This window comes from Nonomuraea sp. NPDC049309 (genome assembly GCF_043196965.1).
Lineage (GTDB): Bacteria > Actinomycetota > Actinomycetes > Streptosporangiales > Streptosporangiaceae > Nonomuraea > Nonomuraea fastidiosa.
Genome location: NZ_JBICSH010000005.1, coordinates 214,237 through 234,619, shown reverse-complemented (window position 1 = coordinate 234,619; position 20,383 = coordinate 214,237). Strand labels below are relative to the sequence as shown.

Below are 20,383 nucleotides of genomic sequence, written 5' to 3'. Positions count from 1 at the left end.
GGCCGCGTCAGCGTTCGTGATGGCGGACCCGGTCGTGAGAGCTGAGGCAGCGCCTGCCGCGGACGGGGGCGCCCGTCTTGCGCGCGCGGATGACCCGGGCGGCCACGACGGCGCCGCAGGCTCCGGCGAGCAGCGCGGCCACCACCGCGGGCGCGGGCGCACGCCGTCCCGCCACACGGCTCGCCACGCCGCCCGCCAGGCTTCCGGCACGGCCGCCCGCGACGCTGCCCGTCACGACGGCGGCGGTCTCGGCGGCCGCCTCCTGATCGAGCCGCCGTGCGTACGCCGTGTCGTGCTCGTCCCGCACCGGCTCCCCATGGTGCACCCGCATCACCACTACCTCCTTCGATACGTGCTCGGCAGCCCGCCATACCCGGAAAACGTCCCGGGAACCGGCGCGTTAACGGGTGCCGCCCGCCGGGTAGCCGAAGGGTCTGCAACGGGAGGCGACGATGACGTCACAGGTGGCGGAGATGCTCTCCGCGTATCCACAGGACCTCGGCCGGGTGGACCAGGACCGCCTCATCAGATGCATCGAGCAGTGCATGAGCTGCGCCCAGGCGTGTACGGCGTGCGCCGACGCCTGCCTGAGCGAGCCCGAGGTCACGGAGCTGGCCACGTGCGTGCGGGGCGACCTCGACTGCGCCGACCTGTGCGAGGCGACGGCACGGGTGCTGTCGCGCCACACGGGCTACGACGCGAACCTCACCAGGGCCGTGCTGGAGGCGTGCGCGCTGGCGTGCAAGACGTGCGGGGAGGAGTGCGCGCAGCACACCGGCCACCCGCACTGCATGACGTGCGCTCAGGCCTGCCGCGACTGCGAGCAGGCGTGCCGCGAGCTGATGGCCGCGCTGGGCTGAGCAGCGCGTGCGGGGGTCAGGCGTCGTCGGGCCTGAACCTCATGAACAGTTCGAGCCGCGACCGGCCGTCGGGGTGATCGAGCGCCACGCGGTCGCAGACACGCTGGATGACGAAGAGGCCGAGGCCGCGGCGCGGCGGCCAGGGCGGGATGCGCCGGAGGTGTTCGTGGGTCAGCGCGCCGCGCTCGTCCTCGACGTGGACGGTGATGCCGTCGGGGTCGCTGCGGGCGCTCACCGTGCCCGGGGCCTGGGCGTGTTCGAGCACGTTGCTCGCCGCCTCGCTGACGGCCAGGACGAGCGCCTCCGTACGCTGCCTGCTCAAGCCGGCCTCTAACGCGAACGCGCCCACCAAGCCGCGGAGGAGGGCGAGATCGTCGTCGATCGGTACGCGCAGGCCGTAGGACTCGTCCATGGTCACCGCCTGATCCATCCCGTCGGCCGCTTCGTGTGCTCATCCCGTCGCCCAGAATCCTAAGCGCCGCCGTACGGCGCGCGTCCGGACATCGACGGAAAGGTTTCCGGTGAGCGGCCCGATCCTGAGCCGCCGGACAGGATGCGCTCCTCGCCGACCTTCCGTACGCGGGTGGTGGCGGTGTCCAGAACGCTGCCGTCGGCGCCCACCGGCGTGACCTCGGGCACGGGGACGCCGTTGTCGTCCACGAGGATCGAGTGGGGCTCGCCCGGCTCGAAGGCGTGCCGCTCGCCCCACTGGCGCAGGGTGACGATGACGGGGAACAGGTCGCGCCCGGCGTCGGTGAGCACGTACTCCTGGCGGCGGCCCGACGGCGCGGCCCGCCGGGCGAGCAGTCCGTGAGCGGTCAGCTTGCGCAGGCGGTCGGTGAGGATGTTGCGGGCGATGCCGGTGCGCCGCTGGAACTCGGTGAACGACCTCGCGCCGTCCATCGCGTCCCTGATGACGAGCAGGCTCCACCGGTCGCCGACCAGGTCGAGCGCGCGGGCGACCGGGCAGTGGGGGTCGGTCCAGTCGAGCTCGGGGACGCGCTCCGCGGTCGTCACCATCACACCCTCCGATCGGTTGCAGTTTGAAACCATTATGCCCTACGGTCGGGAATGGTTTCGAATTGCTACTGATGAGGGATGGGGTGCGATCGATGGGAAGCAGGGGCCGATCGAGGAGGGCCGCCGCGCGATCAGCGGGCGGTGGCGCTCGACCGGTGGGCGGCGGTGCTCATCGGGCGGGCGGCGGTGCTCCGCCGATGGGTGATGCTATACGGCCGGCGGGCGGTGGGGTGCGGTGAACGCGTGGCGGCGAGTGCTGCTCGCGGTGGTGTGCGGCGTCGCGGTGGCGAGCGTCTACGCCGCCCAGCCGGTCCTGGAGCCGATGGGGCGCGAGCTCGGTGTGCCCGCGGATCGCGCCGGGTGGCTGATCGCGACCGGCCAGCTCGGCTACCTCGCCGGGCTGGCGCTGCTCGTGCCGCTCGGCGACGTGCTCGACAGGCGCCGGCTCATCGCCGCGCACCTGGCGCTCACCGGCGCGGGCACCACGCTGACGGCGTCGGCGCCCGCCGGATGGGCGGCGTTCGCCGGGCTCGCGGTGGCCGGGGTGTTCGCGGTCGTGGTCCAGACGACGGTGGCCTACGCCGCCTCGGTCTCGTCACCGGCCGAACGCGGACGCGGCATCGGCATCGTGACCTCGGGCGTCGTGGCCGGCATCCTCGGCGCCCGCGTCGTCACCGGCACGCTGGCCGATGCGTGGGGATGGCGGAGCGTCTACGCCGTGCTTGCGCTGCTGTCGTACGGGCTCGCGGCTCTGGTGCTCGCGGTCCTGCCCGGTGAGGGGCGTCGCACTCGGGGGAAGGCGCTCGGGGGTGCGGTCCGGGCGGCCTCCGCCGTACCGGAGCGGGAGGGCGGCTCTCCGCGGGCGGGCGCCTCGCTGCGCGGGCTGTTCCGGCGGCGGCTCTTCGTGACGCGGGGGCTCATCGCGTTCTTCCTGTTCGCCTCGTTCGGAACGCTGTGGAGCGGGCTCTCCCCGGCCCTGGCCGGCGCCCCGTGGCGGCTGACCGAGAGCCAGATCGGGTTGTTCGGCGTCGCGGGACTCGCCGGAGCGCTCGGGGCGGCCCGCGCGGGACGGTGGGCGGACGCCGGACGCGCCGCCCCCGCCACCGGTCTGGCGCTGGCCCTGCTCGTCTGCTCGTGGGCGGCCATCGCGCGGCTTCCGGGGTCGCTGTGGGCGCTCGTCGGCGGGATCGTGCTGCTCGACTTCGCCGTCCAGGTCGTGCACGTGAGCAACCAGCACCTGCTGACCGCCGCCCGCCCCGATCGCACCAGCGGCGTCGTCGGCGGCTACATGATCTTCTACTCGCTGGGCTCCGCGCTCGGCGCGGCCACGACCACCGCCGCCTTCGCCGCGTCCGGCTGGACGGGCTCCAGCCTCCTCGGCGCCGGTTTCGCCGCCTGCGCGCTGGCCGTCTGGGCGATCGACCGCCGCCTGCCTGGCGTACGCGCGAAGCCCCGGTCGCGGCCCGCCGGAGCGATCCCGGCGGCGTCGGTGACGGGGCGCCATGCCCGGAGGTGACGGCCACCTGGCGCCCGCCGCCTCGGTGACGCCTGCTCAGGCGCTCTCGGGTACGGAGGGCTCCGGGGCGGGGACGGCGAGCACGGCCACGGCCGCCAGCGCGGCGGCCACCGCGCCCGCCAGGTACGGCAGCGCCGTCCCCGCATCGAACAGCAGGCCCGCGAGCGCCGGCCCGACGACCCTGGCCGCCGCGGCGGCGGACTGGCCGGTGCCCAGGCGGGCGCCCCGGCGTTCCGCGGGGCCGCAGGCGGCCAGCAGGCTGGAGACGGTCGGGGTGAGCAGGCCGTGCCCGGCGGCCAGCAGGCAGACGGCGGTAAGGCCCTGCCACCAGGCGCCGGAGACGGCCACCGCGACCATGCACACGGTCATCGTCACCGCACCGGCCGCCGCGACCCGGGAGTCGCCCCAGCGACGGGCCAGCCACGGCACGAGCCCGGCCTGCGCGGCCGCCATCGCCACACCCGCCGCCGCCAGCGCCAGGCCGATCGAGGTCGCGTCCCAGCCGTAGCGGTCGCGGCCGAGGAACGCGAGCGTGGTCTCCATCCCCACGAACGCGGCCATCGCCAGGAACCCGGTGGCCGCGAGCAACGCCACCGGCGCCCGGCCGCCGCTCCGCGCCGTCACGGCGGGCGCCGCACCGTCCGGCCTCGCCCGGCTTTCGTCCGCGTCCGGCCTCGGCCGGTCATCGTCCGCGTCCGGCTTCGCCCGGCTTTCGGCCGCCTGTGCGGCCGCCCCTGCCTCGGCGCCGGCGGGGACGGCCTCGGGCCGGACCGGCCGGCCGGATCCTCCGGGCTCGTGACCGCCGAGAGGGCCGGGCGCGTCGGCTTCCAGCGTGAGGGCGGGGGCCTGCGGGTGGCCAGGCGTGCCGATGGCGGCGGCCCGGATGCGCGGCGGCTCGGGAAGCCCGATCAAGGCGGCGGCGAAGTTGAGCGCCGCCAGGGCCGCCGCCGCGTACGCGCACGCCGCGAACCCCAGCGGCGCCAGCAGCCCGCCCAGCGCGGGCCCCAGCACGAAGGCCATCCCGATGGACGCCCCCATCTGCGCCATCGCCCCCGTGCGCCGCTCCTCGGGCACCACGTCGGCCAGGTACGCCTGCGCCACGGAGATGCTTCCGCCGCTCAACCCCGCGACGAGACGGCAGGCGAGCAGCGCGGGCAGGGAGGTGGACAGCCCGGTCAGCGCCATGGACACGGCGGTGCCGGCAAGCGCCAGCAGGACCAGCGGGCGGCGTCCGTACCGGTCGGACAGCCGGCCGAGCAGCGGCGCGGCCACGAGCTGCGCCACGGAGTACGCGCTCACCAGCGCCCCGAACCACAGCCCGGTCGCGCCCAGCTCGGTGGCGTAGAACGGCAGCGCGGGCAGGATCAGGGTGAAGCCGAGCAGGTCGACGAAGACCGTCGCCGAAATGATCAGCTGCGCCGGGCGCCGCATCGATGTCCCCTTCCCGCGGGTGCGTCACCGCTGTGTTACGGCGTGCCAGGCTACAGCCTGTAGTGGCCGCCTCTTTCACAGGCGGGGTCCCGGCCGCGGGCGCCACCATCTCCGGAAGCCGGCGGAGCGGCGGGGGTGCGGCATGCTCATCACCCCGGTCGCCGGCGACCTCAGCCCGCCGGCCGCCCTGGCCAGGCGCGGCGGGTGTCCACGGCGGAGGCGAGGAAGGCGGCGCAGGCGACGAACGCGAGCACCACCAGCATCGCCGGCCGCAGCCCCCAGTGATCGCCGAGGAAGCCGAGGCCGGGCGGGCCGACGAGGAAGGCCACGTACCCGATGGTGGCGACGAGGCCGACCCGGGCGGTCTCGTCCGGCCCGGTCTCGCCCGCCGCGGACAGCGCGACGGGGAAGCCGAGCGACGCGCCCAGGCCCCAGAAGAGCACGGCGGCCCCGGCGAGCACCGCGCTGTCGGAGAAGATCACCAGGAGCAGGCCGATCGCGCCCGAGACGGCGCCGGCGCGGACGACGAGCGTGCGGCCGAACCGTGCGAGCGCGTACGTGCCGCCGAACCGGCCGAGCGTCATCGCCGCCGCGAACGCCGTGTAGACCAGCGACCCGGAGGCGGCGTCCACGCCGTGCCCGTCCACCATGAGCAGCGGCAGCCAGTCGTTGGCCGCGCCCTCGGCCAGCGCCATCGCCAGCACGATCGCGCCGATCATGAGGAGCCGGGGTTCCCTCAAGAGCGCCGACGTCCGTCCGTGCGCCCGGCCGGCCTTCTCCAGCCTGCCGGTGCCCGCGGGGATGGCGCGGACGGCGTACAGGAAGAGCACGAGAGAGAACGCGGTGACGGCGGCGAGGTGCCAGTGCGCGGGAAACCGGGCGGCGGTGGCCGCGATGCCGACCCCGGCCCCGGCCACCGTGCCCAGGCTGAAGCAGCCGTGCAGCGCGGGCATCGTGGTCTTGCCGGTGACGCGCTCGACGTCGGTGGCGTCCACGTTGACCGCCACGTCGCCGGCGCCCACCCCCGCCCCGAACCCGAACAGCCCCGCCACCACCAGCGGCACCGACGACAGCAGGGCGCCGGTGCTCAGCACGGCCAGGCTCGCGACGAGCACGGCGGTGCCGCCGGCGATGACCGGGCGGGTGCCGAAGCGGGAGGTGAGCCGCCCCGAGCAGAGGATGCCGGCCATCGAGCCGAGCGACAGCCCGAACAGGATCCAGCCCATCTCGCCGGTGGACGCCTCCAGCCGGTCACGGATGTCGGGGGTGCGGGTCACCCACGACGACAGGGCGATGCCCGGGAGGAGGAAGAGCAGGAACAGTGCCTGCCGGCGCCGTCGGGTGGCGAGGTCCATGCAGCGGGTCTCCGGGCTCGGGGCGGCCGAACGTACCCCTGCATGCTATGGGTGATCTCTATCCACAATTCGGGCAGGGTGCCCCGAAACGGTCAGCTCGCCGCCGGTGCGGACGCCGGGTCCGCCGGCGGCGTCTCGAGGCCGGTCGGCGCGGGGCCGGTCGATGCCGGAGCGGGGCCGGTCGCGCGGGAGCGCAGCAGGTCCGCCACGTCCCCGAGCCCGACCTCGATGCGCCCGTGGACGCGCGGATTGAGCAGGGTCGTGCCGTCGAAGTCGCCGGACGAGGCGAACACCGCCACCGGCACGGTCAGCGCCTGGAAGAAGCCGAACAGCGGCCGCATCGCGTGCTCCAGCACCAGCGCGTGGTGCTCGCCCCCGCCCGTCGCGGCCAGCAGCACCGGCTTGTTCGCCAGCGCGTACTGCTCCACGAGGTCGAAGAAATGCTTGAACATGCCCGGGTACGAGCCCCTGAACACCGGCGCCGCGGCCACCAGCAGATCGGCCCGCTCGGCCAGCCGCAGCGCGGCCTCCACCTCCGGCGGCACGTCGTCGCGCTCGATCGCCCCGGCGAAGCCCGGCCCCAGCCGGTAGACGTCCACGCGGGACACCTCGATCGGCATCATGCGCCCGAGCGTGCCGAGCATGACGTCCACGAGCCCCATCGTCTTGGACGGCTCGCCGGGGCTGCCGTTCACGACGACGACCCGCAAGGTCGCGCCCGTCATGCCGCGCTCCTCTCCCGCCGCGCCACCTCGTCGCGCACGATGGGCGCCACCTCGGTGCCGAGGCGCTCGATGGCCGCCAGGTGCTCCTTCTGCGGCATGCCGCCGAAGCCCATCTGGACGATGGCGCGCGTCACGCCGTACAGCTCGTGGTAGGCGAGCAGCTTGTCGGCGACCTCCTGCGGGCTGCCGACCAGCAGCCCGGCGGCGGGCGTGGCCTGCGCGTCGAACACCGGCCTGGACAGCGGGTAGCCGGCGCCGCGCTGGTGGTTGTTGTCCATCATGCCCTTGGCGAAGTAGGGGTACATGGTGTCGCGGGCGTCCCGGCTGGTGCGGCCGACGTACCCGTGGGCGTTGATGCTGACCCGCAGCGCCGGCGCGTCGTGCCCGGCCTGCGCGGCGGCGGCCCGATACAGCCTGACCGTCTCCTGGTGCAGGGTCATCGGCCCGAGCAGCAGCGCCAGCGCCATCGGCAGGCCCAGCCTGCCGGTGCTGATCGCCGAGGCGGGTGAGCCGCCGACGCCCACCCAGATCGGGATCGTCTCGCCGTCGGCGCGCGGTGCGATGTCGGCGTCGACCAGCGGCGGGCGGAAGCGGCCCCGCCAGGTCAGCGGGTTGCGCTCGCGGATGGCGAGCAGCAGGTCGAGCTTCTCGCGGAACAGGTCCGCGTAGTCCCTGAGGTCGTAGCCGAACAGCGGGAACGACTCGGTGTACGAGCCGCGCCCGGCGATGATCTCGGCCCGTCCCTTGGACAGCAGGTCGATGGTGGCGAACTGCTCCCACACGCGTACCGGATCCTCCGAGCCGAGCACGGTGACCGAGCTGGTCAGCCTGATGCGCTCGGTGCGCTCGGCCGCGGCGGCCAGCAGGATGGCCGGGGCCGAGCCGACGAAGTCGGACCTGTGGTGCTCGCCGACGCCGAAGACGTCCAGGCCCACCTGGTCGGCGACCTGCGCCTGCTCGATGGTGTCGCGGACGCGCTGCCTGGGGGAGGGGTGGCGCCCGGTCAGGGGGTCCTCCGTCAGCTCGCCGAACGTCATGATGCCGATCTCGAACGGCATGGTCGTCTCCTCTCCACATGCGCCCGGTCACTCCCCGGCCGCCGGTCACCATGCTTTAATCTGCTTGCGCAGGCAAATATTCCGGGGGATTTCGCTGGTGCGAGGCGGGGTGGTGTTCGAGGCGGCTTTCATGAGCTGTGCTGTGCGGGCAGGCGCATCCGGCTGGCGCGCCCGTATGCGTGCCGATACGGTGCTGGCCATGGCGACGGAAAGGCTGGACGAGCTCGAGGACGCGGCCTGGCGGGGGTTCCTGGTCACCCATGACCGCATCTGGCGGGAGATCGAGGCGGGGCTCGCGCCGCTCGGCGTGAGCATGGCCGAATACAGCGTGCTGGCACTGCTGGGGGAGGCGGGCCGCACGGGCATGCGCATGTCGGAGCTGGCGCAGCGGCGGCTGATGTCCAGCGGCGGCTTCACCCGCCTCGCCGACCGGCTGGAGCGCCGCGGGCTCATCGAACGGCGGCGGTCGGCCGACGACGGGCGCGGCTTCGAGGTCCACCTCACCAAGGAGGGCCGCGCGCTGCTGCGCAAGGCGTGGCGCCGCCAGCACGCGGACCTGCGCAGGCTCTTCTTCGACCGGCTCGACCGCGACCACCTGCGCAGCCTCGCCGAGATCTGGGCCAGGCTCACCCCTGACGGCGACGCCAAGGCGTCACTCGAACGCCCCTCCTGACGGCGCCGGCCCCGCCCATGGTGCCCGGCCTGTCGTGCGGGACCGGCGCGCCAGGGCCCGGCCTGTCGTGCGGGACCGGCGCGCCAGGGCCCGGCTTGTCATGCGGGACCGGCGCGCCAGGGCCCGGCTCGTCGCAGGCGCCGCGAGCCCGGCCTGGGAACATTTCTGCAATACGCCGCACCCGCCGCCCGGCACAGTGGCGGGCATGACCGTTCACGAAGACGGGCCGCGCGTGCTGGGCGGCCCCACCGAGAGCCGCACCCTGCGCCTGGACGACGGAGACCTCCACGTCCGCCAGGACGGCCCACGCGACGCCCCCGCGCTCCTGCTCATCCACGGCTCCGCAAGCTCGCTGCGCTCGTGGGACGCGCTCGTCCCGCCGCTCGCGGAGACGTACCACGTCATACGGATCGACCTGCTCGGACACGGCAGGTCGGGCAAGCCGGACGACCGGAGCTACGCGACGGAGGACCAGGCGCGCCGCGCCGGAGAGGCGCTGGACCGGCTCGGGATCGAACGCGCCACCGTGGCCGGGCACTCCAGCGGCGGCGTGGTGGCGACCGCGCTCGCCGAGCAGCGGCCCGGCCTGGTGGACGCGCTCGTGCTCATCAACACCGGGCCGAGCCTGGAGGCGTTCATCCCGCAGGAGCCGCTGCCGCTCTCACCGGACCGCTGGGCGCCGGACGACGAGCAGATCCGCAGGTTCGGCGGCACCGGCTTCAGCCGTCCCGGCTTCGAGGTCCCCCAGGTGCTCCTGGACGAGGTGCGCCTGATGACCTTCCACTCGCTCACCACGACGATGCGGGAGACCACCGAGTACCTGCGGCGGCGGGCGCTCCCCGACCGGCTGGCCGGGCTCGGCAAGCCGCTGCTGGTGGTGTTCGGCGCGGACGACCGCAGGTGGCGCTCGTCGTCCGCCGCCGAGTATCGCGCCGTGCCCGGGGCCAGGGTCGAGCTGCTGCCCGGGATCGGGCACACCCCGATCCTGGAGGACCCGCCGGGCACGGCCGCACTCCTGCTGGACTTCCTCGAACGCTGACGGCCGCGCTCACTTGAGCGGGTCGTGACCCCAGTTCATCAGCGAGTAGCGCCACTTGGTGTTCCTGACGTCCCCTGAGGGCCGCTGCGCGAGGTGCCGGTGAATGTAGCCGAGCACCTTGCGCATGTGGGCGTAGTCGTCGTCGGTCAGCTCGGACTTCTTGGCCCGCAGAAGCCGTACGATCCTGCGCCCCGACTCGTGGCCGGTGGACTCGCCGCCGCCGTCCTTCTGGCCGACCGCCTTGGACTCGTCGGTCTCCAGCCACTCCTCCAGCTCCCCGGCGGTCATGTTCACCGCCTCGCCGAACTCCTTCGCGATCGCCGCGCGGTCCTCGCTCACCGCGACCATCGGCTCACCCCTCGTCCTCGTGCAGCGCCGACGGCTTGTGCACGGCCTTCTTGCCGCTCTTGTCGCTGCGCACGACGTACTGGGGCTCCTCGGGCGAGGCGGCGACCGTGCGGCCGGCCTCCTCCTGCCTGCCGGTGAGCTTCTTCTCGACCTTGCCATGGGCGGTGGAGCCGTGGCTCTTCCAGGTGACCTCGTCACCCACGGACGGCACCTGCTTCCGCTTCTTCGTCATGATCTCCGCCCTACCCGCGCAGCCTTGCGGCGTCGTCGGCGGCGGGCACGGATACCCCCAAGCGATGGTCAAGATCAACCTGCGGGAGCGGCCAGGCGGTAGCGGATCGGGAGGCGCTTCAGGCCGCCGACGAACGTCGTCGCCGTCCACGCCGGCTCCCCGTCCGGCTCGATGGCCTCCAGGCGGGGCAGCAGCGCGGCGAACAGCGCCTCCACCTCCATCCTGGCCAGCGCCGCCCCCAGGCAGTAGTGCACGCCGGTCCCGAACGCGAGGTGCCGGTTCGGCTCGCGGCCGACGTCGAAGCGGAACGGCTCGTCGAAGACGTCCTCGTCGCGGTTGGCCGACGGGTACGACAGCAGCACCGACTCGCCCGCCGCGATCGGCACCCCGCGGACCTCGGTGTCGGCGGCGGCCGTGCGCATGAAGGACTTGACCGGGCTGACCCAGCGGATCATCTCCTCGACGGCCGACGGCAGCAGGCCGGGATCGCGGCGCAGCCGGTCGAGCTGGTCCGGGTGGCGGAGCAGCGCCTCCAGGCCGCCCGCCACCGTGGAGCTGGTCGTGTCGTGCCCGGCGGTGGCGATGAGGATGTAGTACGAGGCGATCTCGTTGTCGGTGAGCAGCCGCCCGTCGATGCGGGCATGCGCGATGTGGGAGGCCAGGTCGCCGGTGGGGCGGGCGCGGCGCTCGGCGATGAGGTCGTGGAAGTAGACGAACAGGTCCTCGAGGGCGGTCGTGTAGCCCGCGCGGCTGCCGGCGTCGCGCCCCTTGTCGCGGTCGTCGTGGCCGAACAGCTCCTGCGTGAGCCGCAGCATGAGCGGATAGTCGGACTCGGGCAGCCCGAGCAGTGCGAGGATCGCATACAGCGGGTACGGCGCGGCGATCTGCCGCGCGAAGTCGCAGGACGGGCCGAGTTCGGCCATGAGGTCGACGTGACGGCGGGCCAGCGCGCGCACCCGCTCGCCCATGTCGCGCATGGCCTTCGGGCGGAACCAGTCGGCGGCGATACCCCGCAGCTTCCGGTGCTCGGGGTCGTCGAGGTGCACGAGGCTCGCCAGCGCCCTGCCTCTGGCGCGGCGGGCGGCCAGCTCGGCGTCGAGCACGGCGGTGCGCAGCACCGGGCGGGGCGCGTTCAGCCAGAGCGTGTGGTCGCGCTCGATGGCGTTGACGTCCTCGTGCCGGGTGATCGCCCAGAACGGGTTGTAGCCGGGCGCCCGCACGTGGTGCACGGGGGCCTCGCGGCGCAGCAGCGCGAGCGCGGCGTGCAGGCGGTGCTCGTCGGTGTAGGCGGCGGGGGTGGCCAGCGCCACTCCGGCCTCCTCGATCGTCATGGCGGGGGCGGGGCGCGGCATGGAAGGCGACATGGCGGGCTCCTGGTCGGCGGGCGTGCGTACGGGTGGTGCGCCGCCTGCTGGGGAGGAGGGCTCCCGAGCTGCGGTGAAGCAGGCGGAGCCCGTCCTTGGCAGGACCGGCCCCGCCTGCATTATGCCGCCGGAGACGCCGGCGCGCCGGAGCCCGGCGGACTCCGGCGCGCGCTGTTCACGGGACCTCGCCCTCACGGAGGCCCGGTATTTCGGGGTACGTCAGTGGCGGGCCGAGTTGTCCACCTCCGCGATGAACCTGGCCAGTTCCACCCGGTCCACGTTCGGCCCGGGCCCGTCGGCGTTGCCGAGGACGAGCCCGCCCTGCCGGGTGGTCAGCGTCAGCGGCGTGGCCTGCGACCAGAAGCCGTCCCAGGCGTAGTTGTGCCGGAACACGCCGCGCACCGTCGCGCCGCCCTCCTCGGTGATGTCGAGGTAGCGGCTGATCACGTCCGTGTTGTACGGGTGCCCGGTGTTCCTGTCGGCGTTGGCGTAGTGGACGACCAGCACGTACTCGCCGGGCCCGAACCCGCTCGGCCGGTCGAAGGCGAGCGTGTTGCCGGGGCCTCCGCCCAGGTCGCCGACGTACGCGCCGCGCGAGGCGTCCGACGCGCTGGTGGGCGGGACGGTCACCACCGTGGCGGTGCCGGAGAGCCGGGCCTGCTCGGCCTCCACCGCGTGCACGGTCTCATCCGACTCCGCGGCCCTGGCCGTGGTCAGCGTGCGCAGCTCGAGCCCGGCGGGGCCGCCGACCTCGACCTTGCTGATCCCGGCCGGCAGGTAGATCCGCGCCCGCGACGCGCCCTCGCCGGGCCGGGTGACGCGCAGGCCGGGGACCTGCCGCCCGTCCACCGAGACCCGCAGGTCGCCGCGCACGGCGGCGTGGTAGGCGAAGGTCAGGTCGTGGTAGCCGTCCTCGCGCGCGGCGACGAAGTACGTGGCCCGCGCCGTGCCGCCGAGCACCACGGCAGGCCCCTTGCCGCCACGGGTGATCTTCGCCCCGCCGGACAGCCGCGCCTCGTCGGCCCCGTGCACCGCCCGGTGCGGCCCGGTCACCTCGGTCAGGTCGAACTTGTCGAGCGTCACGTCGCTGCCCGGCAGCCGCGTGCCGTCACCGGCGCCGGTGCGCAGCGACAGCTCGTGCGTGCCGGCGCTCAGCTCGATCTCGACGTCGGTACGGCCACGGTAGGTCCAGCCGAGGTCGGCCGGGTACTGCACGATCCGGTCGAGCCTGCCGTCCACGAAGAGCGCGTGCCGGCCGGGCGCCTTGTTCGTGCCCTGGAAGATCCCCAGGCGGTAGCGGCCGTCGCGGGGCACGGTGACGCTGAACGTCACGGCCGAGTCGTCCTGGTCCATGCCGCCGACGTCGCGCTTGCCGGAGGTGGCGTAGAGCTGCGGGTCGGCGGTCGTGTCCTGGTCGAAGACACGGGCGGAGGTGAGCGTCGCCGACTCGGCCTCCACCGACACCGACCAGGGCGCGTTCGCGGCGGGCGCCGGGCCGCTCGCGGGGACGACGGTCACCCGGTAGGCCGCCATCGCGTCGCCGCCCGGCACGTCCACCCGCAGCCGGCCGCCGGACACCTTGGCCCGGATGGCGGCCACGACCGGCGGCTCCACGGCGTCGCCCTCGTAGCCGGTCCACGTCGTCTTCGACACCACGACGTCCACCCGGTCGCCGAAGACGCGGCGGTCGAGGCCGGACAGGTCGAGCCTGACGGGCGCGGCGCCGCCGCCGACGAGGATCGTGCCGCGCCGCGCGGACTCGTCGATCGCCGCCACCGCCTGCACGGTGTCGGCCTCGTTCAGCCTCGGCGGGGTCGTCTTGACCGTCTGCCCGGTCAGGTCGGCGTACCACTTGAGCAGCCACCAGCCGCCGTTCGCCTGCCGGGTGCGCACCGCGTGGTCGCCGAGGTTGCCGGCGTACGTCCAGTACGCCATGTCCGCGTCCACCTTGGTGTCCTCGAACAGCGAGATCCACTGGATCATCTGGCCGGGCACCGACATGTCGCGGCGGTTGCCGTACTCGTCGATGTTGATGGGCAGCGGGCCGATGCCCAGCTCCCGCTCCATCGCCCGGTAGTGCTCGTAGTGCCCGCGGTATTCGGCGAGCCGCTCGCGCTGCAGCTCGTGCCAGGCCATGATGTCCGGCAGGCAGTTGTCCTGCCCGGCGCAGGGCGTGTCCTTGGCCCAGGTGAGGAAGTCGCGCAGCCGCTCGGGACGGTAGAACGCCTCGTTCGGGCCGACGATGCGGGCCTTCGGGTCGATGGAGCGGATGAGCTCGTACACCGCCTTCCAGTCGGCGAAGAACCGCTCCTTCTCGGTGGCCCAGTCCTCGTACCAGATGTAGTCGGGCTCGTTGAACGGCACCCACACGAACCGGTCCTTGTCCTTCGGCCGCTCCTCGACGACCTTGCGGACCATCGTCTCGACCTTGCCGAGGTAGTCCTCGATGCCGAGCTCCTCGTACGGCCACCGGCTGTAGACGTCCTGCATGTAGATCACGACCTCTTCGCCGCCCGCCGCGAAGAAGCCGTCGGCGACCGCCAGCGCGTCGCCGTTGGGATGCTGCTCGCCGTCCGGGGCCTTCTGCGCGACCGTGCGCGGCCGGGCGCCGGCCAGCAGGCTGTCGCCGGGCACGCCGGGGTCGGACAGGGCGTACAGGCCGCCGGTCGCGCCGCCGTACACGGGGCCGGTGCGCTGCGAGAAGTCCACGGCGACCACATCGGGCGCCGCGGCGGAGGCCGAGGCGGCGGTGGCCGGGGCGAGCGCCGCCAGCGTCGCGACGGACAGTGCGGACGCCAGGGCATGCCGCGCTAACCGGTGTCTGGACATGGAGGAACCTCCTGATAGGGGGTGCGACTGGGGACGTGGCTCTACTTGACGGCGCCGCCGGTGATGCCGGAGATGATCTTGCGTTGCGCGACGGCGAAGACGACCAGCAGCGGCAGGCTCATGAGGATGATGTAGGCGAAGATCAGGTGCCAGTTGTCGAGGTACAGCCCGGCGTTGGCCACCTGGAACAGGTTCAGCGGCAGCGTGTCCAACCGGCCGCCGATGACGAAGAAGGCGTAGAAGACGTCGTTCCAGACGTACAGGCAGATGAGGATGGTCGCGGTGGCCAGCACCGGCCGCAGCAGCGGCAGGATCACTGAGAAGAACACCCGCAGCGGGCCCGCGCCGTCCATGCGGGCGGCCTCCTCCAGCGACAGCGGCACCGTACGCACGAAGCCCGTCACGAAGAAGATCACCGTGGACATGTAGATGCCGACGTACACGCCGATCATGCCGACCGGGCTGCCCGCCAGGCCGAGCAGGCGCAGCAGCAGCACGATCGTCACCACAGCGGGCGGCAGCACGATGCCGCTGATCGCCAACGCGTACAGCACGGCGGTGAAGCGCGAGGCGCGGCGGGCCAGGATCCACGACGCCATCGACCCCAGCGCCAGCACCAGCACCACCGACGGCGCCACCACCAGCACGCTGCCGATGAACGCCTTCGGCACCTCGCCCTGCTCCCAGACCTGGGCCAGGTTCTCCCACAGATGCCACTGCGACGGCAGCGACAGGTCGGGGGAGAGCGCCTCCGCCTGCGACTTGCCCGCCGTGACGACGACCAGCCACAGCGGCACGCCCATGACGAGCAGGACCAGCAGGACCACCGCGACCGGCCGCAGCCGCGCCGCAAGCCCCCGCGAGATCGGCGGGCCCGCGGCACGCCGCCGCCCGGCACCGCCGAAGACAGGCGCCGTCACAGGATCTCCTCCCTCTTGCGCAGGATCCGGATCACCGGGAACGCCAGCAGCGCCACCATGAGGAACAAGACCAGGCTCATGGTCGTGGCCTGCGCGAACAGGCCCTGCCCGAACGTCCGGTAGATGAAGATGTTGAGGATCTCGGTGCTGCGCGCCGGGCCGCCGCCGGTGAGCGCCTGCACGATGTCGAAGCCGTTCATCGAGCCGAGCAGCGCGGTCGCGACGTTGAACGTCACCGCCGGCGCGAGCAGCGGGAACCGCACCGCCCAGAACGCCTGCCAGGGCGAGGCCCCGTCGATGCGCGCCGCCTCCGAGACGTCCTCGGGCACCGACTTCAGCCCCGCCAGGTAGATCAGCATCGACAGCCCCATCCACTTCCAGGCGTGGATGACGGCCGCCAGCACCAGCGTCCACGTGGTGCTGCCCAGCCAGGCGATCTCCACCTGCGTGCCGGTCAGCGCCGACAGCAGCGCGTTCAGGCTGCCGTCGGGCTTGAGCAGCGCCTGGAAGACGTACCCCACGGCCAGCGCGGACATCAGCACCGGGATGACGAACACCAGCCTGGCCGCCCTGTTCAGCCAGGTGTCCCGCTCCAGCAGCACCGCCAGGCCGAAACCGAACAGGTTCTGAAACAGCGCCACCAGCGCCGCGTAGATCACGGTGATGCGCAGCGACCCGAACAGGGTGCCGTCCGACAGCAGCGTGCGGAAGTTCTCCAGGCCCACCGGCCTGATCTCGCTCTTGAAGCTCGACCAGTCGGTGAACGCGTAGATGAAGTTGAACAGCGTCGGCAGGAAGAAGAAGACGAACAGGATCGCGAAGGCCGGGACGAGGAACCACAACGGATGGGTGCGGCCCCGCCCCGCCCCGGCGCGCGGGCGGCGGCGCGTCTCCTGGCCGGACGGCACGGTCTGCTCCTTGGTGAGAGACACGGGTACGGGGTCAGAAGCCGGGCGCGCCCGCGGCCTTGGCGAGCTGCGCGAACTGCTTCTGGGTCGCGGCGGCCACCTGCTCGGGCGACAGGCTGCCGGTGATCATGTCGGCCAGGTTCAGATACAGGTCGGGGTTCGCGACCGCGAGCGACTGCATCGACCCGACCGACTCGCCCAGCGAGGCGTGCACGTCCTTCAGCGCCTGCGGCACCCCGTCGGGCGTCGGCACGTCGGGCCGCAGCGAGACCGTCTTGCGGTCGTTCACGAACGTCTGGTAGCCCGGCCCCATCCAGTACGCCAGGAGCTGCCGCGCCGCCGCCTCCCGCTTGGCGTCACCGGTGCGGAAGGCCACCAGCGCGTTCGACTGGTCGGGGATCGACGTGGCGACGTTGCCCGACGGCGAGATCGGGAAGAAGCCGATCTTCTCGTCCAGCTCGGCGGTGTCCGCCATCGCCTGAAGCTGGCCGAAGAACGAGTTGACCTGCACGACCATGGCGGCCTTGCCGGACAGCAGCGCCTCGCCCTGGTCCTCGAACGTCGCCGTCTTGATGTCGTCGTTGAACAAGCCCTCGTCGATCAGACCCTTGTACGTCTTGATCGCATCGAGGATCGTCTTGTCCTCGAACGTCTCCTTGCCGCTGTTGATCCGGTCCCACAGCCCGTTCTTGGCGGCGTCGGCGAGCTGCACCTGCACCCACCACTGGGTGGCCCACTTGTCGCCGGCCATCTCGAAGAACGGGGTGACGCCCTTGGCCTTGAGCTTGCGGCCCAGCTCCACCATCTCGCCGAACGACTTCGGCGTCTCCTTGATCCCGTTGGCCTCGAAGACCTTCTTGTTGTAGTAGACGCCCTCGACGGCCGGGCTGGTGATGAGCGCCGCGTAACGGGTGTCGTCCAGGATCCCGGTGATGTCGCGCAGCTCGGGTGAGAGCTTGTCGATCCAGGGCGCGCCGTCCAGCGGCTGCAGGTTGGCGCGGGCGTTCAGCGCGGTCAGCATCGACGCCGTCGGCTGCCAGAACGCGAGGTCCGGCTTGTCGCCGGTGGCCACCTTGGTCTGCACGCCCTGCTCGTACGGGTCGGGCACGGTGACGACCTCCACCGTGGCCCCGGTGGCCTTCGAGAAGGCGTCGGTCACCGCCTTGGGGGTGGTGGTGCTGTTCTGGGCGGCCCAGATCGTCAGCGTCACCCCGTCCAGGCGGGCGGTGGGCTCCGGCCAGGCCGCCGGGGCCGACTCGGTGGTCGCCGCCGGCCCGGCGGCGGGGTCGCTGCAGGCGGTGAGCGCCAGGAGCGCGCTCGCCGCGACCATGATCGCGGTACGGGGGGCTCTACGCACGGTTACGTCGTCCTTCGGTCTCATAGCGCCGGTTCGGCGTGCTCAACGGGGGCGGAGGTGCAGGATGCGGGCGGTGGGCGGCGGGACGTCCGCCGTGACGGTCAGCTCGGCGGCCTTCGCGTCCCAGCCGAGGCGCCAGCCGCCGGCCCGCTCGGGGTAGGCGACGGCGGCCTCCAGGTCGCGGCCGCGCAGGTGGGGGAGCGAGAGCACGGTGCGGTCCGGCGCGCCTGGCCGCCTCCAGACCGTCACGTACGTCTCGCCGCTCGCGCCGGGATGCTCGCGCGGGCCGCTGTCGTCGCGGAGGGCAAAGGCCAGCCACGGGTCGTCCCAGCCGGGCAGGCCGAGCGGCCAGCACGCGGTGGTGCGCGGCAGCACCGGGCGCAGCCGCCGATGCACCGCCACGCCCTCCCTGACCAGGGCGAGCCTGGGCGCGTCCATGCGGTGCAGGTTGCCCGACAGGTAGAGGCGGCCCAGTATGCCGGTGCACATCGTGAACGCCACCTCCTCCTCCGTCATCTCCGGCTGCGGGTAGGCCCAGTTGGCGGCCTGCTCGGGCAGCAGCGACAGGGGAGCGGCGGCCGCGATCGGCGGATAGCGCAGGAAGTCCTGCTGGTCGCTGGTCGACTGCAGCTGCAGGCGGGAGAGCATCGCGTAGTCCATGCGCATCGCGCCCGAGCCGCAGTTCTCCAGCACCAGGTGCGGGTGGCGGTCGAGCACCGACTCCAGCCAGGCCAGGTGGGCCCGGTTGTGGCCGAGCAGCCCGGCGCCCGCGCTGGGGGCGTCCACGTCGGTGCCCGCGCCCGGGTTGATGTTGTAGTCGAGCTTGAAGTAACCGACGCCCAGCTCCGTGACCAGCCGGTCGATCACCTGGTCCACGTGCGCCACCGCTGCGGGATGGCGCAGGTCGAGGTGGTAGCGGCCGTGCTCGGCGACCCGTACGCCGCCGCGCTGCAGGAACGCCTCGTCCGGCAGCTTGCCCGCCATCGGGCTGCGCACCCCGATCACTTCGGGCTCCAGCCACAGTCCGGGCGTCATGCCGCGCCCGGCGATGCGGGCCAGCACCTCCTCGATGCCGCCGGGGAACCGGGTGCTCGACGGCCGCCACTCGCCGACGCTGTCCCACCAGTCGCCGCCGTCGTCGTACCAGCCGGCGTCCACGCAGAACACCTCCGCGCCCGCCTCGGCCGCCGCGTCGATGAGCGGCAGCAGCTTCTCCGTGGTCGGGTCGCCCATCAGCGTGTTCATGTAGTCGTTGAAGACGACCGGCAGCCTGCCCCGGTCGGGGTGAGGGCGCAGCGACGCGCGGCGGTGCGCGGTCAGCGCCGCCGCCGCGTCCTCCAGGCCGTCGCCGGTGACCGCCACCGACACCGGCACCGTGGTGAACGACTCGCCCGGGGCGAGCGGCTGGCTCCACTGGTGGTCCAGATCCGTCGGGCCGGACAGCGCGACGTACACGCCGTCCAGCCGGTCGCCGGCCTCCCACCGCCACGGACCGTTGTGCTCGATCTGCCACAGCCACGTCCGGCCCGAGCCGCGCTCGGCCAGCCCGCCCATCGGGACGTACCGGCCGCTCGACCACGTGCCCGAGCTGGTCAGCGCGTACGCGCCCCGCCCGTGGCCGTGCCCCTCCAGGCCCAGGTCGGCCAGGTGATCGGCGAGCGGCCGCCGGGTCCAGCGGCTCTCGCCGAGCCAGGCGCTGTCGGCGTACAGGACGTCCAGCTCGGCCGCCTCCAGGCCGTGGAAGCCCGCCGCGAACGAGGTCACCGCCAGCAGCAGCACCGGCTCGGTGCCCAGGTTCGTCACCCGGACCGACGACCGCACCGCCGGCACGCCCTCGTACGACTCGAGCAGCAGCTCCGCGCCCAGCCCCGACGTCTCGTCACGCAGCCGCACCCGCAGCTCGTGCCGGCCGTCCTTCGCTGAGCGGTCCGCGCCCGCGTACCGCAGCCGCAGGCCCACCGCCGTCTCCGACAGCCGCTGCGAGGCCCGCGCCCGGCCCTCGCCGGGCACCAGCACCTCCACGACCGGCTGGGACGTCCGCATGGGAGCCACCGCCCCGCCCGGCGACAGCTCGCGCAGCGTCACCGGGCGATCCGGATGGATCTCCAGGGTGACCGCGAGACCCGAATGGCCCCAGCGGAGGGTCTCCACGACATCAGCAGGCATCAAGCTCTCTCTTTCGGCGTTCACGGAAACCGGCCACGGCAGGGGCACACGCGATGCCCGTGAAACGGGTGGCGCGCCCAGCTCATGTGACCGGTCACACGCCGCCAGTGTGAACGGTCACACGGCTCGCGCGGAACCCTCCTTTGCCGATTCGTTACGCGCAGGTTTCGCGGCGGCGGGGTCTGGAGCGGGGCCGTCCTGGGTGCCGACCGGCAGCGTCACCCGCGCTTCCGGGCCGCCGACGCCGCCGGAGCCCGGGATCGCCGCCTGCCGCAATCTCGACGGCCGAGAATGTCAGAGGCGCCCGGGAGATTCCCCTCGCCGGGCGGCCCGGCTCGCGATACGGGCCGGCGAGCGCCATCCGCGCGCACCATGGCCGGCCGGGGCCGGGGCCGGGGGCGCTCGCAGGGAGAGCGTGCGGTCGCGTGCCGGATGCGCAGCTGCTGATGAACGGCTTCCGGTGAAGACCTGGGCCGTGAACAAAGTGATCGGCTTCAGGCGAAGCCGCTGCCGTGAGACGCGTGAGGCGCTGAGAATCACTCTCAGCGCCTCACGTCGGCGAGTGGCCTACGGAACGGCCAG

Annotated in this window: 19 protein-coding genes; 4 read left to right on the top strand and 15 right to left on the bottom strand. The window is 73.2% G+C overall.

Translation table 11 applies throughout. The features are described from left to right. Positions 1–7: 7 nt before the first annotated feature. Positions 8–331 (bottom strand): hypothetical protein, encoded by a 324-nt coding sequence (locus ACGFIM_RS29470; protein WP_393206515.1) that lies wholly within the window; start codon positions 329–331, stop codon positions 8–10. Positions 332–452: 121 nt separating this feature from the next. On the opposite strand from ACGFIM_RS29470, the gene ACGFIM_RS29465 reads away from it, so the two are divergent. Continuing rightward, positions 453–860: a four-helix bundle copper-binding protein gene (locus ACGFIM_RS29465; RefSeq protein ID WP_393206512.1), complete on the top strand. Its 408-nt coding sequence runs from the start codon at positions 453–455 to the stop codon at positions 858–860. Positions 861–876: 16 nt separating this feature from the next. Here the strand turns inward: ACGFIM_RS29465 and ACGFIM_RS29460 are convergent, their stop codons facing one another. Both ACGFIM_RS29460 and ACGFIM_RS29455 read right to left on the bottom strand, forming a co-directional pair. Beyond that, positions 877–1,272 (bottom strand): ATP-binding protein, encoded by a 396-nt coding sequence (locus tag ACGFIM_RS29460; RefSeq protein WP_393207757.1) that lies wholly within the window; start codon positions 1,270–1,272, stop codon positions 877–879. A 59-nt stretch (positions 1,273–1,331) separates the two neighbouring features. Continuing rightward, complete coding sequence (locus tag ACGFIM_RS29455) at positions 1,332–1,880, bottom strand: winged helix-turn-helix transcriptional regulator (RefSeq protein ID WP_393206509.1); 549 nt, start codon at positions 1,878–1,880, stop codon at positions 1,332–1,334. 235 nt (positions 1,881–2,115) lie between these two features. Between ACGFIM_RS29455 and ACGFIM_RS29450 the strand changes: the two genes are divergently transcribed. Then, the gene (locus ACGFIM_RS29450) at positions 2,116–3,396 is read left to right on the top strand and encodes an MFS transporter (protein ID WP_393206506.1); all 1,281 of its coding nucleotides are present in this window, start codon (positions 2,116–2,118) and stop codon (positions 3,394–3,396) included. A 36-nt stretch (positions 3,397–3,432) separates the two neighbouring features. Here ACGFIM_RS29450 and ACGFIM_RS29445 read toward each other — a convergent pair whose 3' ends face one another. From ACGFIM_RS29445 to ACGFIM_RS29430, 4 genes are all read right to left on the bottom strand, one after another. Next, positions 3,433–4,827 carry an MFS transporter gene (locus ACGFIM_RS29445; protein ID WP_393206503.1) on the bottom strand — a complete coding sequence of 465 codons (1,395 nt, stop codon included), beginning with the start codon at positions 4,825–4,827 and terminating at the stop codon, positions 3,433–3,435. Positions 4,828–4,997: 170 nt separating this feature from the next. Next, positions 4,998–6,182 (bottom strand): MFS transporter, encoded by a 1,185-nt coding sequence (locus ACGFIM_RS29440; RefSeq protein WP_393206500.1) that lies wholly within the window; start codon positions 6,180–6,182, stop codon positions 4,998–5,000. A gap of 92 nt (positions 6,183–6,274) precedes the next feature. Next, positions 6,275–6,907 carry an NAD(P)H-dependent oxidoreductase gene (locus ACGFIM_RS29435; RefSeq protein WP_393206497.1) on the bottom strand — a complete coding sequence of 211 codons (633 nt, stop codon included), beginning with the start codon at positions 6,905–6,907 and terminating at the stop codon, positions 6,275–6,277. Beyond that, on the bottom strand, positions 6,904–7,965 hold the full coding sequence (locus ACGFIM_RS29430; protein WP_393206494.1) for an LLM class flavin-dependent oxidoreductase: 1,062 nt from the start codon (positions 7,963–7,965) through the stop codon (positions 6,904–6,906). Before ACGFIM_RS29430 ends, ACGFIM_RS29435 begins: the two co-directional genes overlap by 4 nt. A gap of 199 nt (positions 7,966–8,164) precedes the next feature. On the opposite strand from ACGFIM_RS29430, the gene ACGFIM_RS29425 reads away from it, so the two are divergent. Both ACGFIM_RS29425 and ACGFIM_RS29420 read left to right on the top strand, forming a co-directional pair. Continuing rightward, on the top strand, positions 8,165–8,638 hold the full coding sequence (locus ACGFIM_RS29425; protein ID WP_393206491.1) for a MarR family winged helix-turn-helix transcriptional regulator: 474 nt from the start codon (positions 8,165–8,167) through the stop codon (positions 8,636–8,638). 205 nt (positions 8,639–8,843) lie between these two features. Next, positions 8,844–9,677, top strand: coding sequence for an alpha/beta fold hydrolase (locus ACGFIM_RS29420; protein ID WP_393206488.1), 834 nt, complete (start codon positions 8,844–8,846; stop codon positions 9,675–9,677). A gap of 9 nt (positions 9,678–9,686) precedes the next feature. Here ACGFIM_RS29420 and ACGFIM_RS29415 read toward each other — a convergent pair whose 3' ends face one another. The 8 genes from ACGFIM_RS29415 to ACGFIM_RS29380 all read right to left on the bottom strand — a co-directional run bounded on the left by ACGFIM_RS29415 (position 9,687) and on the right by ACGFIM_RS29380 (position 19,801). Further along, positions 9,687–10,025 carry a DUF3140 domain-containing protein gene (locus tag ACGFIM_RS29415; protein WP_364068015.1) on the bottom strand — a complete coding sequence of 113 codons (339 nt, stop codon included), beginning with the start codon at positions 10,023–10,025 and terminating at the stop codon, positions 9,687–9,689. A 4-nt stretch (positions 10,026–10,029) separates the two neighbouring features. Next, positions 10,030–10,257, bottom strand: coding sequence for a DUF2945 domain-containing protein (locus ACGFIM_RS29410; protein ID WP_393206485.1), 228 nt, complete (start codon positions 10,255–10,257; stop codon positions 10,030–10,032). Positions 10,258–10,331: 74 nt separating this feature from the next. Further along, the gene (locus ACGFIM_RS29405; protein WP_393206482.1) at positions 10,332–11,621 is read right to left on the bottom strand and encodes a cytochrome P450; all 1,290 of its coding nucleotides are present in this window, start codon (positions 11,619–11,621) and stop codon (positions 10,332–10,334) included. A 219-nt stretch (positions 11,622–11,840) separates the two neighbouring features. Further along, positions 11,841–14,450, bottom strand: a complete 2,610-nt coding sequence (locus ACGFIM_RS29400) for a CBM35 domain-containing protein (RefSeq protein ID WP_393206479.1) — start codon at positions 14,448–14,450, stop codon at positions 11,841–11,843. Positions 14,451–14,491: 41 nt separating this feature from the next. Continuing rightward, on the bottom strand, positions 14,492–15,370 hold the full coding sequence (locus ACGFIM_RS29395) for a carbohydrate ABC transporter permease (RefSeq protein ID WP_393206476.1): 879 nt from the start codon (positions 15,368–15,370) through the stop codon (positions 14,492–14,494). Next, positions 15,367–16,302: a carbohydrate ABC transporter permease gene (locus ACGFIM_RS29390; protein ID WP_393206473.1), complete on the bottom strand. Its 936-nt coding sequence runs from the start codon at positions 16,300–16,302 to the stop codon at positions 15,367–15,369. Before ACGFIM_RS29390 ends, ACGFIM_RS29395 begins: the two co-directional genes overlap by 4 nt. Before the next feature lie 10 nt (positions 16,303–16,312). Next, positions 16,313–17,635: an ABC transporter substrate-binding protein gene (locus ACGFIM_RS29385; RefSeq protein ID WP_393206470.1), complete on the bottom strand. Its 1,323-nt coding sequence runs from the start codon at positions 17,633–17,635 to the stop codon at positions 16,313–16,315. Between the two features lie 42 nt (positions 17,636–17,677). After that, positions 17,678–19,801: an alpha-galactosidase gene (locus ACGFIM_RS29380; RefSeq protein ID WP_393206467.1), complete on the bottom strand. Its 2,124-nt coding sequence runs from the start codon at positions 19,799–19,801 to the stop codon at positions 17,678–17,680. Between the last annotated feature and the right edge of the window lie 582 nt (positions 19,802–20,383).

What these genes read in the sequence shown, in the direction of transcription:
- ACGFIM_RS29470 (WP_393206515.1), bottom strand. Translation starts at nt 331, where the DNA reads ATGCGGGTGCACCATGGGGAGCCGGTGCGGGACGAGCACGACACGGCG.
- ACGFIM_RS29465 (WP_393206512.1), top strand. Translation starts at nt 453, where the DNA reads ATGACGTCACAGGTGGCGGAGATGCTCTCCGCGTATCCACAGGACCTC.
- ACGFIM_RS29460 (WP_393207757.1), bottom strand. Translation starts at nt 1,272, where the DNA reads ATGGACGAGTCCTACGGCCTGCGCGTACCGATCGACGACGATCTCGCC.
- ACGFIM_RS29455 (WP_393206509.1), bottom strand. Translation starts at nt 1,880, where the DNA reads ATGGTGACGACCGCGGAGCGCGTCCCCGAGCTCGACTGGACCGACCCC.
- ACGFIM_RS29445 (WP_393206503.1), bottom strand. Translation starts at nt 4,827, where the DNA reads ATGCGGCGCCCGGCGCAGCTGATCATTTCGGCGACGGTCTTCGTCGAC.
- ACGFIM_RS29440 (WP_393206500.1), bottom strand. Translation starts at nt 6,182, where the DNA reads ATGGACCTCGCCACCCGACGGCGCCGGCAGGCACTGTTCCTGCTCTTC.
- ACGFIM_RS29435 (WP_393206497.1), bottom strand. Translation starts at nt 6,907, where the DNA reads ATGACGGGCGCGACCTTGCGGGTCGTCGTCGTGAACGGCAGCCCCGGC.
- ACGFIM_RS29430 (WP_393206494.1), bottom strand. Translation starts at nt 7,965, where the DNA reads ATGCCGTTCGAGATCGGCATCATGACGTTCGGCGAGCTGACGGAGGAC.
- ACGFIM_RS29425 (WP_393206491.1), top strand. Translation starts at nt 8,165, where the DNA reads ATGGCGACGGAAAGGCTGGACGAGCTCGAGGACGCGGCCTGGCGGGGG.
- ACGFIM_RS29420 (WP_393206488.1), top strand. Translation starts at nt 8,844, where the DNA reads ATGACCGTTCACGAAGACGGGCCGCGCGTGCTGGGCGGCCCCACCGAG.
- ACGFIM_RS29415 (WP_364068015.1), bottom strand. Translation starts at nt 10,025, where the DNA reads ATGGTCGCGGTGAGCGAGGACCGCGCGGCGATCGCGAAGGAGTTCGGC.
- ACGFIM_RS29410 (WP_393206485.1), bottom strand. Translation starts at nt 10,257, where the DNA reads ATGACGAAGAAGCGGAAGCAGGTGCCGTCCGTGGGTGACGAGGTCACC.
- ACGFIM_RS29405 (WP_393206482.1), bottom strand. Translation starts at nt 11,621, where the DNA reads ATGTCGCCTTCCATGCCGCGCCCCGCCCCCGCCATGACGATCGAGGAG.
- ACGFIM_RS29400 (WP_393206479.1), bottom strand. Translation starts at nt 14,450, where the DNA reads ATGTCCAGACACCGGTTAGCGCGGCATGCCCTGGCGTCCGCACTGTCC.
- ACGFIM_RS29380 (WP_393206467.1), bottom strand. Translation starts at nt 19,801, where the DNA reads ATGCCTGCTGATGTCGTGGAGACCCTCCGCTGGGGCCATTCGGGTCTC.